The sequence below is a fragment of the Halomonas colorata genome (assembly GCF_014897985.1).
Taxonomy (GTDB): Bacteria; Pseudomonadota; Gammaproteobacteria; order Pseudomonadales; family Halomonadaceae; genus Vreelandella; species Vreelandella colorata.
In genome coordinates this window covers 13749-33546 of sequence record NZ_JABUZA010000014.1, presented here as the reverse complement: position 1 = coordinate 33546, position 19798 = coordinate 13749, and the positions used below count along the sequence as shown (strand labels likewise).

General features: G+C 53.5%; 22 protein-coding genes. 11 read left to right on the top strand and 11 right to left on the bottom strand.

The window, feature by feature from the left end; translation table 11 throughout:
- Window positions 1-5: 5 nt before the first annotated feature.
- Both sufT and INT33_RS09280 read left to right on the top strand, forming a co-directional pair.
- Window positions 6-575 carry a putative Fe-S cluster assembly protein SufT gene (gene sufT, locus INT33_RS09285; protein WP_193091717.1) on the top strand — a complete coding sequence of 190 codons (570 nt, stop codon included), beginning with the start codon at window positions 6-8 and terminating at the stop codon, window positions 573-575.
- A gap of 18 nt (window positions 576-593) precedes the next feature.
- A complete protein-coding gene (locus INT33_RS09280) occupies window positions 594-1316 on the top strand; it encodes a SanA/YdcF family protein (protein ID WP_192537643.1) in 723 nt (240 codons plus the stop codon).
- 7 nt (window positions 1317-1323) lie between these two features.
- Here the strand turns inward: INT33_RS09280 and INT33_RS09275 are convergent, their stop codons facing one another.
- The 4 genes from INT33_RS09275 to INT33_RS09260 all read right to left on the bottom strand — a co-directional run bounded on the left by INT33_RS09275 (window position 1324) and on the right by INT33_RS09260 (window position 4320).
- A complete protein-coding gene (locus INT33_RS09275; protein ID WP_192537642.1) occupies window positions 1324-1770 on the bottom strand; it encodes a hypothetical protein in 447 nt (148 codons plus the stop codon).
- 88 nt (window positions 1771-1858) lie between these two features.
- Window positions 1859-2767: a 30S ribosomal protein S6--L-glutamate ligase gene (gene rimK / locus INT33_RS09270; RefSeq protein ID WP_192537641.1), complete on the bottom strand. Its 909-nt coding sequence runs from the start codon at window positions 2765-2767 to the stop codon at window positions 1859-1861.
- Window positions 2768-2807: 40 nt separating this feature from the next.
- Window positions 2808-3248, bottom strand: coding sequence for an ATP-dependent zinc protease family protein (locus INT33_RS09265; protein WP_018917491.1), 441 nt, complete (start codon window positions 3246-3248; stop codon window positions 2808-2810).
- A 37-nt stretch (window positions 3249-3285) separates the two neighbouring features.
- On the bottom strand, window positions 3286-4320 hold the full coding sequence (locus tag INT33_RS09260) for a DUF3549 family protein (protein WP_193091716.1): 1035 nt from the start codon (window positions 4318-4320) through the stop codon (window positions 3286-3288).
- A 286-nt stretch (window positions 4321-4606) separates the two neighbouring features.
- Between INT33_RS09260 and INT33_RS09255 the strand changes: the two genes are divergently transcribed.
- Complete coding sequence (locus tag INT33_RS09255) at window positions 4607-4939, top strand: YqcC family protein (RefSeq protein WP_192537639.1); 333 nt, start codon at window positions 4607-4609, stop codon at window positions 4937-4939.
- Window positions 4940-5031: 92 nt separating this feature from the next.
- On the opposite strand, the gene INT33_RS09250 is transcribed toward INT33_RS09255, so the two are convergent.
- The 6 genes from INT33_RS09250 to INT33_RS09225 all read right to left on the bottom strand — a co-directional run bounded on the left by INT33_RS09250 (window position 5032) and on the right by INT33_RS09225 (window position 12818).
- Window positions 5032-5658 carry an OmpW/AlkL family protein gene (locus INT33_RS09250; RefSeq protein WP_192537638.1) on the bottom strand — a complete coding sequence of 209 codons (627 nt, stop codon included), beginning with the start codon at window positions 5656-5658 and terminating at the stop codon, window positions 5032-5034.
- A gap of 154 nt (window positions 5659-5812) precedes the next feature.
- Window positions 5813-7303, bottom strand: coding sequence for a sodium/proline symporter PutP (gene putP / locus INT33_RS09245; RefSeq protein WP_192537637.1), 1491 nt, complete (start codon window positions 7301-7303; stop codon window positions 5813-5815).
- Window positions 7304-7596: 293 nt separating this feature from the next.
- Window positions 7597-10788, bottom strand: a complete 3192-nt coding sequence (gene putA / locus INT33_RS09240; RefSeq protein WP_193091715.1) for a bifunctional proline dehydrogenase/L-glutamate gamma-semialdehyde dehydrogenase PutA — start codon at window positions 10786-10788, stop codon at window positions 7597-7599.
- A 150-nt stretch (window positions 10789-10938) separates the two neighbouring features.
- The gene (locus INT33_RS09235; RefSeq protein ID WP_193091714.1) at window positions 10939-11772 is read right to left on the bottom strand and encodes an AraC family transcriptional regulator; all 834 of its coding nucleotides are present in this window, start codon (window positions 11770-11772) and stop codon (window positions 10939-10941) included.
- Between the two features lie 32 nt (window positions 11773-11804).
- On the bottom strand, window positions 11805-12164 hold the full coding sequence (locus INT33_RS09230) for a hypothetical protein (RefSeq protein WP_192537634.1): 360 nt from the start codon (window positions 12162-12164) through the stop codon (window positions 11805-11807).
- A 246-nt stretch (window positions 12165-12410) separates the two neighbouring features.
- On the bottom strand, window positions 12411-12818 hold the full coding sequence (locus INT33_RS09225; protein WP_192537633.1) for a CBS domain-containing protein: 408 nt from the start codon (window positions 12816-12818) through the stop codon (window positions 12411-12413).
- A gap of 234 nt (window positions 12819-13052) precedes the next feature.
- Between INT33_RS09225 and INT33_RS09220 the strand changes: the two genes are divergently transcribed.
- The 8 genes from INT33_RS09220 to INT33_RS09185 all read left to right on the top strand — a co-directional run bounded on the left by INT33_RS09220 (window position 13053) and on the right by INT33_RS09185 (window position 19314).
- Window positions 13053-13646, top strand: a complete 594-nt coding sequence (locus INT33_RS09220) for a YqaE/Pmp3 family membrane protein (RefSeq protein ID WP_193091713.1) — start codon at window positions 13053-13055, stop codon at window positions 13644-13646.
- A 99-nt stretch (window positions 13647-13745) separates the two neighbouring features.
- Window positions 13746-14615, top strand: a complete 870-nt coding sequence (locus INT33_RS09215; RefSeq protein WP_193091712.1) for a carboxylate/amino acid/amine transporter — start codon at window positions 13746-13748, stop codon at window positions 14613-14615.
- Between the two features lie 85 nt (window positions 14616-14700).
- Window positions 14701-15633 (top strand): NAD(+) kinase, encoded by a 933-nt coding sequence (locus INT33_RS09210; RefSeq protein ID WP_192537630.1) that lies wholly within the window; start codon window positions 14701-14703, stop codon window positions 15631-15633.
- A 2-nt stretch (window positions 15634-15635) separates the two neighbouring features.
- A complete protein-coding gene (locus tag INT33_RS09205) occupies window positions 15636-16586 on the top strand; it encodes a metallophosphoesterase (RefSeq protein ID WP_193091711.1) in 951 nt (316 codons plus the stop codon).
- 243 nt (window positions 16587-16829) lie between these two features.
- A complete protein-coding gene (locus tag INT33_RS09200; RefSeq protein WP_193091710.1) occupies window positions 16830-17681 on the top strand; it encodes a rhomboid family intramembrane serine protease in 852 nt (283 codons plus the stop codon).
- Between the two features lie 10 nt (window positions 17682-17691).
- Window positions 17692-17976, top strand: coding sequence for a YeaC family protein (locus INT33_RS09195; RefSeq protein ID WP_018917478.1), 285 nt, complete (start codon window positions 17692-17694; stop codon window positions 17974-17976).
- Window positions 17960-18805 carry a DUF2797 domain-containing protein gene (locus INT33_RS09190; protein WP_226940129.1) on the top strand — a complete coding sequence of 282 codons (846 nt, stop codon included), beginning with the start codon at window positions 17960-17962 and terminating at the stop codon, window positions 18803-18805. The genes INT33_RS09195 and INT33_RS09190 overlap by 17 nt, the downstream gene beginning before the upstream one ends.
- An 83-nt stretch (window positions 18806-18888) precedes the next feature.
- Window positions 18889-19314, top strand: coding sequence for a CopD family protein (locus INT33_RS09185; protein WP_018917476.1), 426 nt, complete (start codon window positions 18889-18891; stop codon window positions 19312-19314).
- 21 nt (window positions 19315-19335) lie between these two features.
- Here the strand turns inward: INT33_RS09185 and INT33_RS09180 are convergent, their stop codons facing one another.
- Entirely contained in the window at window positions 19336-19797 is a 462-nt protein-coding gene (locus INT33_RS09180; protein WP_192537627.1) for a DUF2231 domain-containing protein, read from the bottom strand.
- Between the last annotated feature and the right edge of the window lies 1 nt (window position 19798).

Sequence of the window (19798 nt, the reverse complement as noted above, 5' to 3'; positions counted from 1 at the left end):
ATCCTATGGATATCGAGCAAATCGCTAGCCTTGATCGAGGCCAGAAACTGCCGCTCCAGCGTGACGTGGAGGCTATTGCGATTCCGTTTGGCAAAACGGAAACCTTGGCGGAAGACAGCATCGTCAGCGTCATGCAGGCGAAAGGTAGCTCGGTCAGCGTTGGTTTTGAAGGGCGCCTTTATCTTATTGAAGGACGCAACCTGGACGCCTTGGGGCTTGAGGCGCTGCCGCGCCCAACCCTGGCTGAAAGTGCTAGTGAAGATGAGATCGAGCAGTTTGTATGGGAACAGCTGCGCACCTGTTTTGATCCGGAAATCCCCGTCAATATCGTGGATCTGGGGCTGGTATATGGCTGTCGTATTGAGCGCCTGATTGCCGGCGAGCGGTTAGTAACCATTCGCATGACGCTAACGGCCCCCGGCTGTGGTATGGGGGACGTCATCGCGGCAGATGCACGTAATAAAATTTTAGGGGCGCCGCAAATAAATAAAGTGCACACTGAGATTGTTTTCAGCCCTCCCTGGAGCCGTGACATGATGAGCGACGAGGCTAAGCTTGAGCTCGGCATGTTTTAAACGCCTCTGGGTCGCTAGATGTACAGCATGTTGTTGAGGTGGGCAAAGCGTCTGCTGATGTCGCTAGGAGCATTGTTGCTGCTGGCGGCATTGTTGTTTGTGCTCGGTAATTTATATGTGCTCGGCACTACGGCACGCTATATCGATCGACAGATACCTGAGTGCCGTCCAGCGGATGTAGGCATCGTTTTTGGCACGTCTCACTGGACGCGTAGCGGGTTACGCAACCCTCACTTTCACGCGCGTATGCGCACCTCCGCCACGTTGATTGCCGAGCAGCGTGTATCGCATCTACTGCTATCCGGCGATAATCGTACCCAGGCCTATAACGAGCCGCGTGCCATGTGGCGTGATCTGCATCGGCGGGGGGTGCCTGCTGACCAGCTCACCATGGATTTTGCTGGCTTTAGCACCTATGACACGCTGGCGAGGGCCCGAGATGTTTTTCAGCTTGAGCATGCGCTTTTGGTAACTCAAAGCTGGCATTTGCCGAGGGCAATATTTATTGGTCGGGCGTTGGGTATGGATGTAACCGGATGTGTGGCCGAAGAAAGGCCCACCGCGGACGAGTGGCGCTTAAGAGTGCGCGAGTGGGCGGCACGTGTAGCCACGCTTGGAGATATTTACGTGTGGGACAGGCAGCCCTACTTTTTAGGACCCGCCGAGCCCATCGAGCTGCGAAGCGTCGAGCCAGTCATTACGCCGACGCTTTATATATTTGAACCGGAATCAAGCGAATAGATGCTAGCTAGCGATGCGCTTTACGTTTTTGCAGCCCGTAAAGCTCACGAATCAGCTTCCGACACCCCTGCATGCACTCATCGACGACTGGCTCGATCGGGTCGGGTAGGGGGTGAGTAAAGAGTGTGGATAACGCCTGCATCAGCACACGCTCTTGCTCTAACAGTTCATTGATTAATACTTGGCTATCGTTGCCAACGAAGCTTTTAAGACGGCTCCAGAGCCATAAAAAATCATCGCGTTCAACATCAGCATCGCGCGGCAGCATTTTTAAATGCGCACGTGCCAATTCCTGCAGTTTACGCATCTGCTTTAACCGCGCAGTATAGTGCGGTTTCAGTGCATCACGCAGCGAGGGACGCAAGCGTTCGATATTATCCTGGAAATAATCAATGCTATCGGCCAGCGCTTCCAGCACGCTGTCCATCGCCACTTGGCGATTGTCGAGAAACATGAGCGTCTACCTCCTTCGGTGACGCAGATTGTGGGGGTGGCAGCGTCTATTTGCCACCCCTAATGCGGATTATTTTTGGTTTTTCCTCTTAGCCTTTAGGCTTGGGGGGCGCTTTACGAACCGGAGAGGCATTTTTTTCGATATGTTCGATAATCATGCCCGCAATATCTTTGCCGGTGGCGTTTTCAATGCCCTGCAAACCGGGGGAGGAGTTTACCTCCATGATGACCGGCCCGTGGTTAGAGCGTAAAAGATCCACACCTGCCACACTTAGCCCCATGGCTTTCGCTGCGCGAATCGCAGTAGAGCGCTCTTCAGGCGTAATGCGGATAACGCTTGCGGTACCGCCACGGTGGAGGTTAGAGCGAAACTCACCCTCTGCCGCCTGGCGCTTCATTGAGGCAACCACTTTATCGCCAATCACGAAGCAGCGAATATCCGCACCGCGCGCTTCTTTAATGTATTCCTGCACCATGATATTGGTCTTCATCCCCATAAAGGCCTGAATAACCGACTCGGCCGCCTGATTGGTTTCAGCGAGTACTACGCCGATCCCCTGGGTGCCTTCCAGCAGCTTAATGACCAGCGGCGCGCCTTTGACCATGGTAATCAGGTCGGGAATATCATCTGGTGAATGAGCAAAACCAGTGATCGGCAATCCTAGCCCTTTACGTGATAAAAGTTGCAGTGAGCGTAGTTTATCCCGCGAGCGAGTAATCGCTACCGAATCATTGATGACGTAGGTACCCATCATTTCAAATTGACGCAGTACCGCACAGCCGTAAAACGTAACTGACGCGCCAATCCGCGGAATGACTGCATCGAACGGCTCTATTTCCTGGCCTTTATAATGAATCGAAGGGTGATGCGAGGCGATGCTCATATAGCAGCGCAGTGTATCTACTACGCGCGCTGTATGGCCCCGAACTTCCGCGGCCTCAATAAGGCGGCGAGTAGAGTACAAGTTGCGATTACGTGATAGTAGAGCGATGTGCATTCAGGACTCCGGGCCAAATAAAAGACTAATCATTGTTAGGTTAGGGTTCGCCATGTAAAAATGCAGCGCCGGGGGCAACCAGCAGGCGACGCATGGCGCGGCGTCCAAGCAGCATAGGGTGACGCATATTGCTGCGATCTGTCAGAGTGAGCTCAACGAAAAAGTTCAGCTGGCCCATCTGCATTGGCGTGCGTATCACGTAGCGCCATTCGCTATGTCCGTTTGAGCTGGTAATCCGGCGCCGATCATGAAGATGCAGCTTGATACGGTGTTCAGGCGTTGTCGGCCCGCCACTATGGGTAATGAAGCTTACCCATAACTGGCCGTGCTCATCTTCATGGGTCTGAATATCTTCGGCGTGCAGTGCTGAAGTCCGGGCGCCCGTATCTGCTTTACAGCATAGATGAAGGCCCAGTTCAGGCAACGTTACCATCTCGCGGCGGCCAATGACCGCTTTAGCCTGATAGGGTAATTCCTTCACGGCTTACTCCTTGCAATGCATAGATAGTGCTATCCGTCTAACGGCTAGCTGCCTGTGTCATGGCTGCTAAACGACGCTGTATCGCTGAGCCTGCCGGAGCGTCTCGCAGTGCCATCATGACGGGCAGCCGCAAGCGCGGGATAAGCGCAATATCACGAACAACAGCGGCAAAGCTAGTCCGCTCATCTTCAGCCAAAAGGTTGAGGAAAAGTGGTAAACGATATGCGTCTTCCAATAAAAGCCAGCCTCGCCCGGCAATAGCTGCGAGTACATCCGGCCCGCAGGCGTGTTTATCATCTAACAGGCTTGAGTACCAGTCGCCAACCGCCGGATGAGAGGTACTGCCTACCGCACGAATGCAGCTACATAAGGTTTCCATGTCGCCATTGTTCGCTGCCTGCTCACCTATCTCGCGCAGCGCCAGTATCATGGATACTGGCAGTGGCTGGTGTTCTAAACAGTAGCAGAGTGAGTGCACAACGCTAGTTGGCAGCGTCGCTAGACGAGAAGCAAGCGCCTCTGCCTGGGTGTCGTCCAGCCTGACCGTATAGTCGGCAATACCTTGAAGCCCTAATGCTTGCCAGTCGATATCCATTTGACCGCTCAAATAGGCGTCAACCGGCTCAAAATGCTGGCTGGCGGGCAATCCTCGCTCAAGGGTGGCGTAGGCATTAAGCATTGCCTGAAAAGTCACATTTGGCGTGAAAGCGAGCGGATTATCCTTCATTAGATGATCTGCGTCTTTAACGTTTTGCCCCGCTTGAGCAACATTTTTTCCCAGCGTCTCGATCAGCCGGTTTAAAAAACCGTCGCGCTGGGCGGGGGAGAGTAATCCTTGCTCGTCTAGAGGCAATGCTAAAAACCAAATCGCAGGTTCTGGCATATCCCCAAGGCGAAAAACGGCCGCTATTCGCGCCTGGCCTTGCCATGGCTCGGGCCAAGCGGTATGACCCAGCTCAAAGCTTGCCAGCGTATCGCGCGTACAGGCGGAGACACGCCGGCCCATATGATAGAGCGAAACCTCGGCACCGCTGCGTGTAAAAAACTCATCAATGGTCTGAATTGGTTGCATGATGTCCTTCCGCATTTCAAGCTTGCACTCTACCTTGCCCACCGCACAGTGTCAGCCGAAACGGCGGTTAAATCGGTGCTTTCTTTTGGTTAGTGATCAAAAAACAAACAATTTCCTGTAAGCCTTCTGAGAGTAGCGGTTCCGGCACCTTTCCATAGTTTATCCACAGGCTCTTGCAGGTTTTCTGTGAATCGGTGGGTAACTGTTAATTACTGGGTATAAGTAGCAACTCACGTATAGAGTTGGGATAATAAAGGTGAACCGTTACTGATTAATTAAGGTGCTTATGAGCGTCCATCAACAGCTTCAAACCGCGCTTCTCGAGCTTGAAGCCGCCATGAAGGCCGCCAACTTATGGCGTGTCGAAACTCCCCAGGCAAGCGCTTTTGCAAGTCAGGAGCCCTTTTGTATCGATACCATGTCGCTACCCCAGTGGGTGCGCTTTGTGTTTGTCGCCCGGCTTAATGCGCTTATTGATGCCAATGCGCCGTTACCCGCCAAATGCGAAGTGGCCCCTGCGATTGCCGCCTATCTGATCCAGGAAAAAGTGCGCTCCAGTGACCAATTTCTGGTGGTGCGGGCATTTGAGAAGGTCGATCAGCTAGTCACAGACAACTAGCGGTTAACCCATCGGGCCTGCGCACTGGCTGGCCCGGTAGGAAAAATTCATCCCTGTGTTGGTTCGCCAAGCACTTTTCCTAGTGCTATCCGTTAAAAGCGATAGCTTAGCCCGCCCATCACGACAACCGGATCAATGTCCACAGAGCCCGCAGCCGTACCGTTAATAGTGGCATCAGTATTGATATCCAGATACCAGGCGGCCGCGTTAAGCGCCCAGTGGTCGTCGATCAGTAGGTCGACACCTACTTGGCCTGCTGCCCCCCAGGAGTTTTCCAAATTAAGTTCACCAATCGCCACGTACTCATCTGAAAAACGCGTGTAATTGATGCCTGCGCCAATATAGGGCTGCACTCGGGATTGCGTACCGCCGAGCGGGTAATACTGCAGTGTCAGGGTCGGGGGAAGATGCTTGGTTGATGCCAGATTATCCCCATTGAGAGCAATATCATGCTCAAACGGGAGGGCGGCGAGAAGCTCAACCCCTAGCTTGTCGTGGAAACGGTAACCAAGGGTAAAAGCGAAATCCGTTTTATCCTGTACATTGACCGCAAAGGCGCCATCGGCAAGTTCTCCGTTGTGGCTTTTGGGGGCCACTTTGGCGACCCCTGCACGGGTAAAAAAGTCGCCTGCACCGTAGGCAAATACTTGGCTGCTGGCGGCCAGGGTGGCCGTGGCCAGCCCCATGGTTAACAGTGCGGGGAAAGATAGATGGCGCATGACGTTGCTCCTTGCTGTTGACGTTACTCGATAAGTGTCTGTCACTTATGAATAAAGGATATCGTCATGGTGCGGCGGCATTATTGACCCAGGGCAATGAGCGCATGAAAAAGGCCACCCGGGGGTGGCCTTCAAAGATCATTTCAGACTCTTTCTATCGTTCGATATGCTGATATTCACCGGCATCGGCAGTCGCGCTGCTCACCACCAGAATGGCAATGAAGGAAGCAATGAAGCCAGGAATGATTTCGTAGATGCCAGGGCCACCCATGAATTCGCCATTCCAGCCCAGCGCGATCCAGACCATCACGGTGACAGCACCGACGATCATGCCTGCGATGGCGCCAGCGCCGTTAGTGCGTGACCACATCAGCGATAAGATAATCAGGGGGCCGAACGCTGCACCAAAGCCTGCCCAGGCGTTACTGACTAAGCCTAACACCTGAGAGTCGGGGTCGGAGGCAATAAAGGCTGCCACCAAACCTACCAGTACCACACTAATCCGGCCCACGGTAACGGTCTGCTTTTCTGATGCCTGCTTGTTCAGGAAGAGACGGTAGAAGTCTTCGGTTAGCGATGACGACGCCACCAGCAGCTGGCTGGAAATGGTACTCATGACTGCCGCAAGCAAGGCCGCATACAGGAAGCCGGTAATCAGCGGATGGAACAGCAGCTCTGCCAGGATAATAAAGATCGTTTCCGGATCCTGAATATCCATACCGTTGCGGATAGCGTAAGCCCGACCAAAGATGCCGAGCGAAACCGCACCAATCAGAGAAATCGCCATCCAGCCCATACCAATATTACGTGCAGTAGGCACATCTTTCAGGTGGCGAATGGCCATGAAACGCACGATGATATGCGGCTGGCCAAAATAACCTAAGCCCCAGGTAACGGCAGAAAGCCAGCCGATGAAGGTCAGGCCCTCTGTCCACGACAGCAGCGTGGGATCGACGTCGTTAAGCGTCTGCGATGCTTGAGTGAAACCACCGCCGCCTTCACCAAAGAGCACAACTGCCGGCATGATGATCAGTGCCAGCATCATGATGCAGCCTTGCACAAAGTCCGTCATGCTCACGGCCAAGAAACCGCCCACTACCGTATAAATAAGCACCACGCCGAGAGTGATGATAATGCCCAGAGCGTAGTCGCTCATGTCGCCAATGTTGATAATCCCCGCAAAGGCGCTTTCGAACAGCTTCCCGCCTGCCACTAGGCCAGACGCTGTGTAAACTGCGAAGAAAATAACGATAACGATGGCCGATACCGTTCTTAGCGACATTGCCCGGGTAGGAAACCGATTGGCCAGAAAGGCTGGAATAGTGATCGCATTACCATAGTGAACGGTTTGCTCACGCAGGCGTGGTGCGACCAATAACCAGTTGAAGAAGGCGCCCACGAATAGGCCAATACCGATCCAGGCCGAGCCCAAACCAGACACGAACATCGCACCGGGCAACCCCAGCAGCAGCCAGCCGCTCATGTCTGATGCACCCGCTGACAGGGCCGCTACTTTGGGGCTCAAGGTTCGACCGCCCAGCACGTAGTCTTCAGAGGTCGAAGTGGATGTGCGCATGGCATAAAGGCCAATGCCGATCATAAGCGCAAAATAAGCAAAAAGGCTGATCCAAACGCCAATAGCCATGAAATTCTCCCGTTTATCAAGTCGGATAGCACCGACTGGTGAGTGCGCTTACCGAGCAATGCTTGGTAATCGCACGGACTTATTGTTGTTAACCCTGTCTCTTATTCACGTTACGACCTTCGAGCGTTCCTCGAAGGAGTCGTCAAAAAGAGGTTTCGAGCGTTTATGTGTAACGTTCCCTATGCCTAATGTCCCCCTCCTCAAGAGGGGGGACGTAAAGGCCGTTGCGCTATTATTTTCAACCATGAGAGATCCTTTTTGAGGAGTTCAGGTTCGTTATTATGATGAGCTATTTACTCATCGCCTAGCGCCAGTAAAGACGCGTTACCACCTAAAGCGGCGGTGTTATTGGTAACCGTTTTTTCAGTGATAAAGCGCTGCAGGTAATTCGGCCCGCCCGCTTTAGGGCCTGTGCCTGAAAGTCCTTGACCACCAAAGGGTTGGACGCCCACCACGGCCCCAATGATATTACGATTAATGTATACATTGCCCGCACGAATTTTCTGCGCAATTTCAGCGGCAAAGGACTCATTGCGGCTATGCACCCCAAAAGTCAGGCCGTAGCCACGGCCATTGATATCATTGATTGCCCGGTCAAGCTCGCTGGCCTTGTAGCGCACAATGTGCAGCACAGGACCAAACTGCTCTCGGGTCAACGAATTGATACTGTCGATGGTAAAGGCTACGGGCGCCACGAATGTACCGTTCTGAGTATGCTCGGCAGCCATCGGTGTTTCAGCGACTAAGCGGTTTTCGCCTTTAAGCTTTTCGATATGCTCAAGCAGGCCTTTGCGGGCTTCTTCGTCAATCACTGGGCCAACGTCGGTACCCAAATCGCGCGGATCACCGATGCGCAGCTCGTTCATAGCGCCTTTAAGAATTGTGATGACGCGGTCGGCAACATCGTCTTGCAGGTAAAGAACTCGCAACGCCGAGCAGCGCTGGCCAGCGCTTTGGAACGCAGACTGAATAACATCGACCACGACCTGTTCGGGCAGGGCGGTAGAGTCGACGATCATGGCGTTCATGCCGCCGGTTTCAGCGATCAGCGTGGGCAGCGGTGCGTTTTCACGCGCAGCCAAGGCGCGGTTGATGATCTGCGCCGTGTCGGTGCCGCCGGTAAAAACTACGCCGGTGATTCGCGGGTCGGAGGTCAGCACGCTGCCCACGGTCGGGCCATCGCCCGGCAGTAGCTGAACCACATCGCGCGGCAGGCCTGCTTCGTAAAGCAGCTTAATCACACGGTGAGCGACAATCGATGTTTGCTCGGCAGGCTTGGCCAGTACGGTATTGCCCGCAACGGCAGCGGCAACAATCTGACCGCAGAAGATAGCCACCGGGAAATTCCAGGGGCTTATCGCAGCAAACACACCTTTACCGCCCATGATCAGCCGGTTGGATTCGCCGGTTGGTCCCGGCAGTTCAATGGGCTCGCCGAAAGACTCTTCTGCGCGCATGGCGTAGTAGCGGCAGAAATCAACGGCTTCTTTGATTTCGTCCACACCATCCGTTAAGAGCTTGCCGCCTTCGCGTGAGCAAAGGGTCATAAGCTCCGGCATGTTGTCTTCCATCAGGTCGGCTAAGCGACGCAGCACGGCCGCGCGCTCAGCAACCGGCGTGGCTTCCCAGCGTGGGAAGGCATTCCAGGCCGCATCCAGTGCCTCGGTTGCCTGCTCTTTTGTCGTCCACTGAATGCTGCCTACGCTTTGACGACGATCAAACGGGCAGGTCACGCTGTGGGTATTGGCGGCATCGTCTGCCACATCGAACGCCAATAGCGGTTTGGCCAGGTACTGCTTATCCATGAAGGCGGCCATCTTATCCATCAGCGGATAGAAGTGGCTGCGGATATTTAGGTTAACGCCCCGCGAGTTACGCCGCTTGGGTCCGTAAATATCCTTGGGTAACGGAATCCGCGTATTGGTCAATGATTTCTGCTGACGCAAGGTCTCAATCGGGTGCTGGCAAAGCCATTCCACCGGCACTTCTGGATCAACCAGCTGGTGGACGAACGACGAGTTAGCACCGTTTTCCAGCAGGCGGCGCACCAGATAGGGCAGCAGATCTTTATGTGCGCCTACTGGGGCGTAGATGCGACAGTACGTGCCTTTGGGCGCGCGCTCCAGGGCCGCATCGTAAAGCGCTTCACCCATGCCGTGCAGGCGTTGGAACTCAAACGGCCGACTGTCGTGGTTGGCAAATTCCAGAATGTTGGTGACCGTATGGGCGTTATGCGTGGCGAACTGCGGGAAAATGCGCCCGACGGTATCGTTTGAAAGCAGAAACTGGGCACACGCCAGGTAAGCAACATCGGTACATGCTTTACGGGTATAAACCGGGTAGCCATCGACACCCAGCTGCTGCGACTCTTTGATTTCGCTATCCCAGTAAGCGCCTTTCACTAGGCGCAGCGGAATTTCATCGCCTTGCTCATCCGCCAAGCGGTTAATGTAGTGAAGCACCGGCAGGGCGCGCTTGGAGTACGCCTGAACCACCAGGCCAAAGTGGCCCCAGCCTTTTACCGAATCGCTTGAGTAAACCGCGCGGAAAACTTCCAGCGAAAGCTCTAAGCGGTCAACTTCTTCGGCATCGATAGTAACGGCAACATCCAGCTCGCGGGCTTTAGTTACCAGCTTGATAACGGTGTCGACAAGCTCTGCGAGTACCTGCTCACGGCGGCCGAATTCATAGCGCGGATGAAGTGCAGAAAGTTTGATCGAGACAGACGGGGCGGGCGTTTTCTCGCCCAGTGCTTTAGACGTTTTACCCACCTGCTCAATGGCGCGGGCATAATCATCAAAGTAACGCTTCGCGTCATCACGCGTACGCGCGGCTTCACCCAGCATGTCGTAAGAGTAGGTGTAGCCTTTATTGAAAAGCGGTTTGGAGCGTTTCAGGGCTTCGTTGATATCACGCCCCAATACGAACTGCTTACCCATGATTTTCATCGCTTCAACCATCGCGCGACGAATCACAGGCTCGCCCATACGATTAACCATGCGGTTAATAAAGGTGGCTGGCTGGCCATCCCGCGGATGGTCGAGCTTTAGAACGCGGCCGGTCATTAAAAGACCCCACGTGGAAGCGTTGACCATCCACGACTCACTTTTGCCTGCGTAAGACTGCCAGTCGGCCGGACCAAGCTTGTCTTCAATCAGAGCGTCGGCGGTCGCCTTATCGGGGATGCGCAGCATGGCTTCGGCCAGACACATCAGCATCAACCCTTCATGCGTGTCCAGGCTGTACTGCTGTAAAAGCTCGTCAATGGTGTCGACGGCCGTGTCCATTTCACGCACATCGCGTATTAGCGCCGCCGTATTGGCCTCAATGCGAGCAAAGTCTTCGCGATCGGCATCCAGCAGTTTGATAAGCTCGCCAACGTAGGTTTCTTCGTCCACCAAATAGTGGTCGCTCACCTGGGCCATTAGCGTATCAAGATCAGTTTGCCAGGTGGCAGAATCACGCATTTTTTTAGCGTTGAGCATTGAGGCCCCCGAAAATCTAAATAAAGACAAATAGGTGGTAGGGCTTTTCGCCCAAGCAGCGGTCGAATGTAGAGTGCTATCAAGTTTGGTGTATGTCGTTTCCTCGGAAAAACATGTCAATTCCGTGGCAAGCGCTGTGGTTTTTAGACTTTAGTGGAATGATTTTTGTGCTGCCAGAGGATTTTTAGCTCTGGTTGGTGACGCTTTAGATAGTGGCTCTGATGTCGCTTGGCGCAGCATGCGAGGTGATACGCCGTAGCTATGTCTGAACGCATGAGAAAGCGCACTTTGATTGGCAAAGCCGGTTTGAATGGCAATATCGGTTAAGGGTAGCCGACTTTGCAAAATAAGCTGCCGGGCGGCGTGCAGCCGCTGGCGCTTGACGTATTGCCATGGAGAAAGCCCGGTTTGCCCCCGAAAACGTTCTGAAAAGTGCGCCTCACTCAGGCAGGCGAGCTTGGCTAAATCAGCCACACGTAACGCATCAGCAAGATGACGGTGGATAAAACGATCAATCTGGGTAAGGTCAATCCGCCGCTGACATACTGTTGGTGGGTTGCCAAGCCGGGCTTTTAGTGAGCCAAGTAGGGTGGCTGCCAAGCGGTCCTGCTGAAAAGATGCATAGGATGTGTCAAATCCTTGGGCGAGTTCGCTCTCCATAAATGCCAAATAATGGCGTAATGGGTTATCCAGGGCAAAAAAGCGCGGGGCATCAAATAGGGCGACCAGCTCGCGATGCTCGCCGGTAAGTGCTGGTGCATCTTCTGGAAGATCCAGAATGAGCTGCCGGTTGTGGCCCTGGCCTGAGTAGTAGTGCTCATGGTTCGCCGGCACAATGCAGCCTGAAAAAGCATTCACGCGGCCACCCAACCCCTCAATCTCAAATTCCGATGAGCCACACAGGGTTATCACGATTTGGTGAAAATCATGCGAGTGATGATGTGTGGCGCTATCCAGTGGGATTCTGCGGATGGTACTCGGCATGGCTATTATCTCCTCGGCGCGTTTAGCCGCATCTACTTCTGATGCAACGCCGTATGGGCCGCCAGATGGTCGCGTAATGCTTGCAGCTCTGCTTGCCCTTCATGATTTAAAAGCGGTTTACCCTGAGCGATCAGCCAGCGTCGACCATGTAGCTCCATCAGGTGTGCAGCGCGTCGGCGAACCCCATCCAGATACTCATTATGGCGTATCGGGTAGCCGATAATCGCATTCCACTCGGTTTCGCTCACCTGGCTAACTAACGCCTTGTCAAAAAGGGCCAGCAAATCTTTTGGTTCGGTGCGATACCTGGGGGTACCCGCCGTCATTAATACCAGTAAAACGGCACCCATCACCAACAGGCAAACCCCAAGCACCAGTAGGTAAAGTGCCATGTATTCACTCCTAACCACTTATGCGTATATGTAAGCTTTAGTATACGCGTGCACCCCTTTGGAGACGAAAATTTTACGGAGTAGCGAACTTTTTCATTAGAGAGTGTCTGAGTTAGTACAGACAACGTAGCGATAGCAGTCGCTAATAGTGTTGTCCTAGCTATTGTTTTCGATCCCTTGCTTCCGCTGCTTTTAAAGCAGCGGTTTTTTTTGACCGTTGTTCAGTGGTTAGCTTGCTATCAGCGCTTAATGGCAGCGAATTTTAAGAAGCGCAATCAGAATATCACGCCGGGTAACGATACCCACCAAGCGCAACTGCTCAACGACCGGGTAAACTTTAGGTTTTTTGCCGAGCATTTCCTGGGCAAGGTCGGTAATGCTTTTATTGGGAGTGGTCGTCAGCACCTCCTGGCGCATCAGCTCGCCGACCATTGGTGTCTCGTGGTCATGATAAAGGCAATCAAGTACGTGACCCAATACATCCTGTTCAGAAATAAAACCAACTAGTCGGTCTGATGCATCAACAACGGGGGCACCCGGCAGGCGATGAAGCGCTAAACCTTGGGCCAAGTTGGTAATGGATGTGGAGGGCGAGACGCGGTAACAGTCTCGGGACATAATATCGCGAACGGTATGCGGGGCTTGCTGGTTCATCGGTCACTCCTTATGCACACCTTCGTATATGAATCACACCTGTGTGCAACGAGGTCTTAACGCGTGATAGCTAAGTGCAACGCGAGCTAGGTTATTCGATAATGCGTAGTCACGGCTTAAACATTTTACAGCTCAAACGCTCTTACCAATGTAGATGATTTAGAGCCATGCTTGGTGTGAATTGGCACTAATTACATTCAACGCTTTGCGTATCGCTAACGTAAGGAGCTTCAAATGGATGCACGTGAGTATCTTAATCGCAAAGGTGTGGGCGTTGAACGCGAACCCGACCGTCCGAATACCCTTGAGGAAAAATCCTGGGAACGTGCCCGTGGGGCAGGGCAGCAGCGACCCAAATCCGGCACCCCGCACGACTGGGAAGATTGGGAGCGCTACCACGATGATCTCGCTCAGGGTGCCACTGAATTAGAGCAAAAAATCGATAAGCAGGCCCACCGCAAAGAAGCCCGTGAACAATCCGAAACTCAGCGTGCTCAGCCAGCAGTGGAGCATTTTACGCCGCCGGAATCTTCACCCCAATCCAAGCCGTTGCCATCTCATGCCAAGCCAGCCGGCGCTCAATTGGAAGCTAAGGCTGAAGAGGCTACTTCTGATAAGGCTAAATCGGAAAAAACTGGCGCGGACTCCCCCGTCTCCGAGCCTAAAGCGCTAAAAGCTGCCTATATGGCGCTGGCTGTTTTATTACCGCCGTTAGCATTGGCGTTAACCGGTGCCGGCGCTACGCGTATTGTTATCGGCGTGGTGCTCACCCTAGTTGGCTGGCTGCCTGGCGTAATTTATGCGCTATGGTGGCTCAAGCGTGTATAGAGCGTCGTTAACTAGGACATTTATGCAGGTTTACCAGTTGGCAGGCCGCGATAAGTCCGTATAATCTGCGTAAACCATTTTAATAAACGAGGTTTACCAGTGGGCTATCTAATTAGTGTAACGGCGCTATGGGCGTTTTCATTTTCGTTAATAGGCGTTTACCTGGCGGGCCAGGTCGATGGCTATTTCGCGGTGCTGATTAGGGTAACGCTGGCAATGCTGGTTTTTTTACCTTTTTTACGCCCAAGCCTGCTACGCGGTAAGCAACGCCTCGCTTTGATGGGCTTGGGTGCGATACAGCTTGGCGTAATGTACACGTTTTTTTACCAATCTTTTTTGCTGCTTTCCGTACCGGAAGTGCTCCTCTTTACTATCTTTACGCCTGTGTATATCGCGCTGCTTGACGATTTACTGTTTGGCCGCTTTACGCCTATGTACCTTATCACCGCGCTGTTGGCGGTAATCGGCGCCGCCATTATTCGCTACGATGGGATCGATAGCGGCTTTTGGCAGGGTTTCTTTGTGGTTCAGGGCGCCAACCTTTGCTTTGCGCTTGGCCAAGTTGGCTATCGCCGCTTAGCGGCCGACCTGCCGCCAACGCTTGCCTGGCATAACGTGTTTGGCTGGTTTTTTATCGGCGCCATGCTGGTTGCGCTGCCCGCTTACCTTCTGTTTGGCAATAGTGCAGCGCTGCCCAGCACGTCACTGCAGTGGGGGGTATTGGCGTGGCTGGGCCTAGTGGCTTCAGGCGTAGGTTACTTTGCCTGGAACCAGGGCGCTACCAAGGTCGATGCGGGTACGCTGGCGATTATGAATAATGCCCTTGTGCCGGCCGGTTTACTGGTCAACCTGCTAATCTGGAACCGTGATGCGGATATCGTGCGGTTAGCCGTGGGCGCGCTCATCATGGTCGGGTCACTATGGTTGAATCATTGGTGGCTGACGCGTCGGACCGCAAGCGTGGCCTGAGTTATTACTTTGGGTTCGTTAAGCTTATTTGCCCGTTACTCCCGGTATCGCCATAATGTGAGGCTGATGCCAGCGAGAGCCTCCCATGCTTAACACTCAACCGCCATCTTCCGCGCCGTTATCCGGCGAAAGGAGTACACGGCCCTTTAAAACGATTGGTTTGATTGGTCGTTTAGGCAGCGACAAAGTCGTCGATTCGCTTCAACGGTTGATCAGCTATCTGGTAGCGCACGGCTATAACGTGTTGGTTGAGGATCGCACGGCCACCGTAATTCCAAGCCACGGCCAGCCTGAAGCCAGCCGGCGGATGTTGGGCGAACTGTGTGACCTGGTAATTGTGATTGGCGGAGACGGCAGCCTACTGGGCGCGGCACGCACGCTGTGCCGCAGCGGCACGTTAATGTTGGGCGTGAACCGGGGTCGGCTGGGGTTTCTTACCGATATCTCGCCCGACGAACTGGAAAGCCGGGTGGGTGAAGTGCTGGCTGGCGAGTTTGAAATTGAAGAGCGCTTTTTGCTCGATGCGGTGCTGTATCGTAACGGAGTCGCCGTCGGTAATGGTGATGCGTTAAACGAAGTGGTCGTGCACCCTGGCAAAGCCGTGCGCATGATCGAGTTTGAGCTGTTCATTGATGGCCAGTTTGTTTATAGCCAGCGCAGCGACGGCTTGATTATTGCAACGCCGACGGGTTCGACAGCCTATGCGCTTTCCGGCGGCGGCCCGATTATGCATCCCAAGCTTGATGTGGTGACGTTGGTACCCATGTTCCCGCATACGCTTTCCAGCCGCCCCATCGTGGTTGATGCGGCCAGCGAAATTCGAATTCATATTGGTGAAACCAATCAGGCCTACCCACACATAAGCTGTGATGGACAAACACGAGCGGTGGCCAAGCCAGACGACATACTAGTCATTAAGCGCAAGCCAGAGCGCGTCAAGCTTGTACACCCTATTGGACATAACTTTTATGAGGTGCTGCGCAGTAAATTAGGTTGGAGCCACCGGCTGGGAGATTAAGCATGGAAGGTTACGACCTGATTGGTGATGTGCATGGTTGCGGTGCAACGCTGATTGCCCTGTTGGAAAAACTGGGTTATCGCGACTCAGGGGGCGTTTATCGACATCCTCAGCGAAAAGTTATTTTTCTAGGCGATTTAATTGACCGTGGCCCACGTATTCGTCTTGCCGTCACCGTTGCACGGCGTATGGTGGAGGCGGGGGAGGCGCATATCGTCATGGGTAATCACGAGCACAATGCTCTGACGTATACCCACCCGGCGCCGCCAGACAGCCATAAACGCTGGCTGTGTGAGCACACACCGCGCCATAACCGTATTATTGAAGCCACTTTGGCCCAGTACCAGGATTACCCCAGCGAGTGGGAAGACACGCTTGCCTGGTTTAAAACGCTGCCGCTTTTTCTAGAAATAGACGGAATCCGCGTAGTACACGCCTGCTGGGATGATGGGTTGATCGGGCAATTAAAGCAGCGCCTACCTAATGGACGTCTGGATGACCAGTTTTTAATTGAATCTGCCGACACATCTACCGAGGCTTATCGTATTATCGACCGGCTAACCCGGGGAGCGAATATTCCGCTGCCTAGCGGCATCGCCATTCAATCCGGCGATGGTTATACCCGGCAGAGCTTTCGGGCGCATTTCTGGTCGGCTCGCCCTAAGCAGTGGGGCGATGTCGTTTTTCAACCGGATAACCTGCCGGGCGACCTGGAAGAGCGTGTGCTCTCCGAGAGTGAGCACCAGCGCCTGAGCTATTATGGCCCGGAAGAGCCACCGCTTTTTATAGGCCATTATTGGTGCGAAGGAATCCCCGCGTTGCCTACCCACAATATCGCCTGTCTGGATTATAGTGCGGTTAAATATGGCCGTCTGGTGGCCTATCGGTGGAGCGGAGAAAAGCAGCTAAGTTCGGATAATTTTGTTTGGGTTCAGGTGGTTAACGAGGGTTAAAACTGTTTTTCAATAAACGCGAAAGATTTTTATTAACCTGCGTTAGTCATAGATACAACTGGTTACATTTTTTTTATGAAACTGCTGAACTAACTGTGCGGTCGGCTATCAGAGTAAGTGTTCCCTTGAATGATCCCTTGCTTTTTTCCGGCGGCCCCTCCGCCGGATTTTTTTTGTCTATAGATTGGTGGCTTGATCTATAGGGTGGTGGTTAAGTTTCAAGGCCTTCAACAGGGAGAGGCTATGCACCCCGTTATACGTTTACCCAGTGGCGTCGATACGCAGGAATTGCGTAAAGCACTATGGCACCACCGAATCGGCCACCGTATTACTGATGAAGCCGATGGCCCGCTGTTATGGGTGGCCGACCCGCGCCAGCATGAAGAATTAAAAGCCCTGGTAGGGCGTTGGGAGCGTGGCGAACCACTGATTCTGGATCGGCCTGCCACAAGCAAGCGTACGACAGGCAATATGCTGACGCTGCTGCGTGGCGTGCCGGTAACCGTGCTATCCATTGCGATAAGCCTTGCGATATTTGCCTTAACCGAAATGTTTGGTGACGTTATCGTCATGGCGTTGACCATTGTGCCGGTAGGCATCGAGGGCAATCAGCTGGTGTACGGCAATTTAACGCAAGCCCTGACGTCTGGTCAGGTGTGGCGCCTGCTTTCTCCGGCATTTCTGCATTTCGGCTTGATGCACCTTATCTTCAATCTAATGTGGCTATGGTATTTTGGGCGCCAAATCGAAGCGTTACAGGGCAGCCGTACCATGCTGCTTATGCTGTTAATCGCTGGTATTGGCGCCAACCTCGCTCAGTACGTCACTGGCACGGTGCTGTTTGGCGGAATGTCGGGCGTGGTATATGCCTTGCTGGGGCATGTCTGGCTGATGTCTCGCCGCGTGCCGCGTAGCGGTTTTTTCGTTCCGCAAATGCTAGTCGTATTCATGTTGGGATGGATGGTATTTACCATGACGGATCTGGCTGGTTCAGTAGGGTTTGGCAATGTCGCCAATGAAGCACATTTAGGTGGGCTTCTCGTGGGGCTTGTCACAGGCTGGTATTATTCTTCACGCCGTTTGAAAACAGATTAAGAGGCCCGCAATGAGCGATATGACGTTTGATAAAATGATCAACCAGATGACCCCGGCGATTTATGAAAGCCTTAAACAGGCTGTGTCGTTGCGTAAATGGCCCGACGGCCGCTTTCTAACCGCCGAACAAACAGAGCTATGTCTGGAAGCGGTAATGCGCTACGAGGCCGAAAATAACGTTGCTGAAGAAAACCGGGTGGGCTACCTGGAGCAGCGTACTTGTGGTGCAGCGTCCTCAGGTGCTGGCGTTACACCGGAAATGGCAGGGCTTGGCCGGGATGCAACGCGTGACTGATCAGGTAGTGCAAGGGTGCTTACGTAAGATGTCCGCCACATTGCCCGACCAGCTAGGCGATAAGGTGGTCTATCACCTGCGGGCAGGGGATCAAGAGATTCCCCTCAATTCACGTATTGGAATGCCGTTATCGCTTGAATGGAGCGGCGCCATTGCCTGCACGCACTGCGGGCGGGCAACCAAGAAAAGCTTTGCCCAAGGTCACTGTTACCCATGTTTCAAACGTTTGGCGCAGTGCGATACCTGCATCATGAAGCCTGAAACCTGCCACTTTTTTTTGGGTACCTGCCGCGAGCCGGAATGGGGCGAAACACACTGCTTTCAACCACATATTGTTTACCTGGCTAATTCATCAGGCTTAAAAGTAGGTATTACGCGTAAAACGCAGATGCCTACTCGCTGGTTGGATCAGGGCGCTATTCAGGCGCTGCCCATACTCGAAGTCAATACGCGTCAACAGTCGGGGTTTGTCGAGATGCTCTTTAAAGAGCAGGTGAGCGACCGCACTAACTGGCGCGCTATGCTAAAAGGGGAAGTCGAGCCGCTTGACTTAAACGCTGAGCGCGATCGCCTGTTGGATGTGTTGAGTGACGGATTAGACAAGCTGCGCGATCTGCATGGGCAGGACGCTATCCGCACGCTGGATGAGGCGCCGCACGCCTTTGACTACCCGGTTGAGACGTTTCCACGTAAGGTGGTATCGCATAATTTTGACAAGCAGCCGCGGGTCGAGGGAGTGCTCCAAGGCATTAAAGGACAGTATCTGATATTGGATACTGGCGTAATTAATCTCCGAAAATTCACAGGTTACGAAATTAGCCTCACGTAAATCGGCTAGCTAGAGTGGCAAGTGTTGGCTAAGGTATAGGGAGCGCAATTCATCCAAGCCTAACGCAACGCAAGGAAGCCACAATGCCTTGGCTAAAACTTCTGCATATAGCCTCGCTCGTTATCTGGTGCGGCTCACTTCTATACCTGCCTGCGTTACTGAGCTACTCGCTTCAGCTGCGTAAAGATGCGGGTTTTGCTCAAGGCTCGCCTCCCATGCCGCGGTTTTTTTATATTTCCGTGGCAACCCCTGCAGCCCTGGTCGCCATATTTTCGGGCACCGCGTTATTTTTATTGCACGGCTTAATGGGGGGGTGGTTAGCTTTTAAACTAGCCGCGGTCGTGGCCATGGTCGCGGCGCATGGCAGCTGCGGCTGGTTAATCCTGCGTTTGGAAATGGGCATTTATAAAGGTGTAAAAACGGCCTCGATTTTAGCATTGCTGCTGGCTTTGGCGGGTATTCTTAGCGTATTAGGATTTGTATTGGCTAAACCCTTGGACTGGAGTTAACCCGCCATGACCAGTGCCAAGCTATTCCTCTACTTCAACACCCACCGCATGTTCATACACCAACTGACCACCCAGCCAGCCTGCCAGCGCCACCAAACCAGCGGTGATGACGGAAATTGCAATGCCCCAGGGCAGCACCATCTCGGGCTGATTAAAGCGTATCAGCCAATTAAACGATGCCAGCGACAGCATGACAACGGCAACAATGGCGTGACTCCAACCTGTGATCAAACGGCGAATCTGCCCCACGCTGACCAGATCAATCGTGCCGGCGATGCTCGCAAGCCAGCCCCCGAGCGCGCCAATGCCCGCCAGCCAAAGTCCAACGCGCAGCCAGAAAGGGTCGGCGGTATACCAGTAGCCCAAATCGCAGGCTACCAGGGCCATGAGTGCGGCGACGGGGAAATGCACCATCAACGGGTGCAGCGGGTGGCCAGCAATCGCGGCGCGGCTTTTAATTGTGCGCCTATTGGGGTTTGCCATA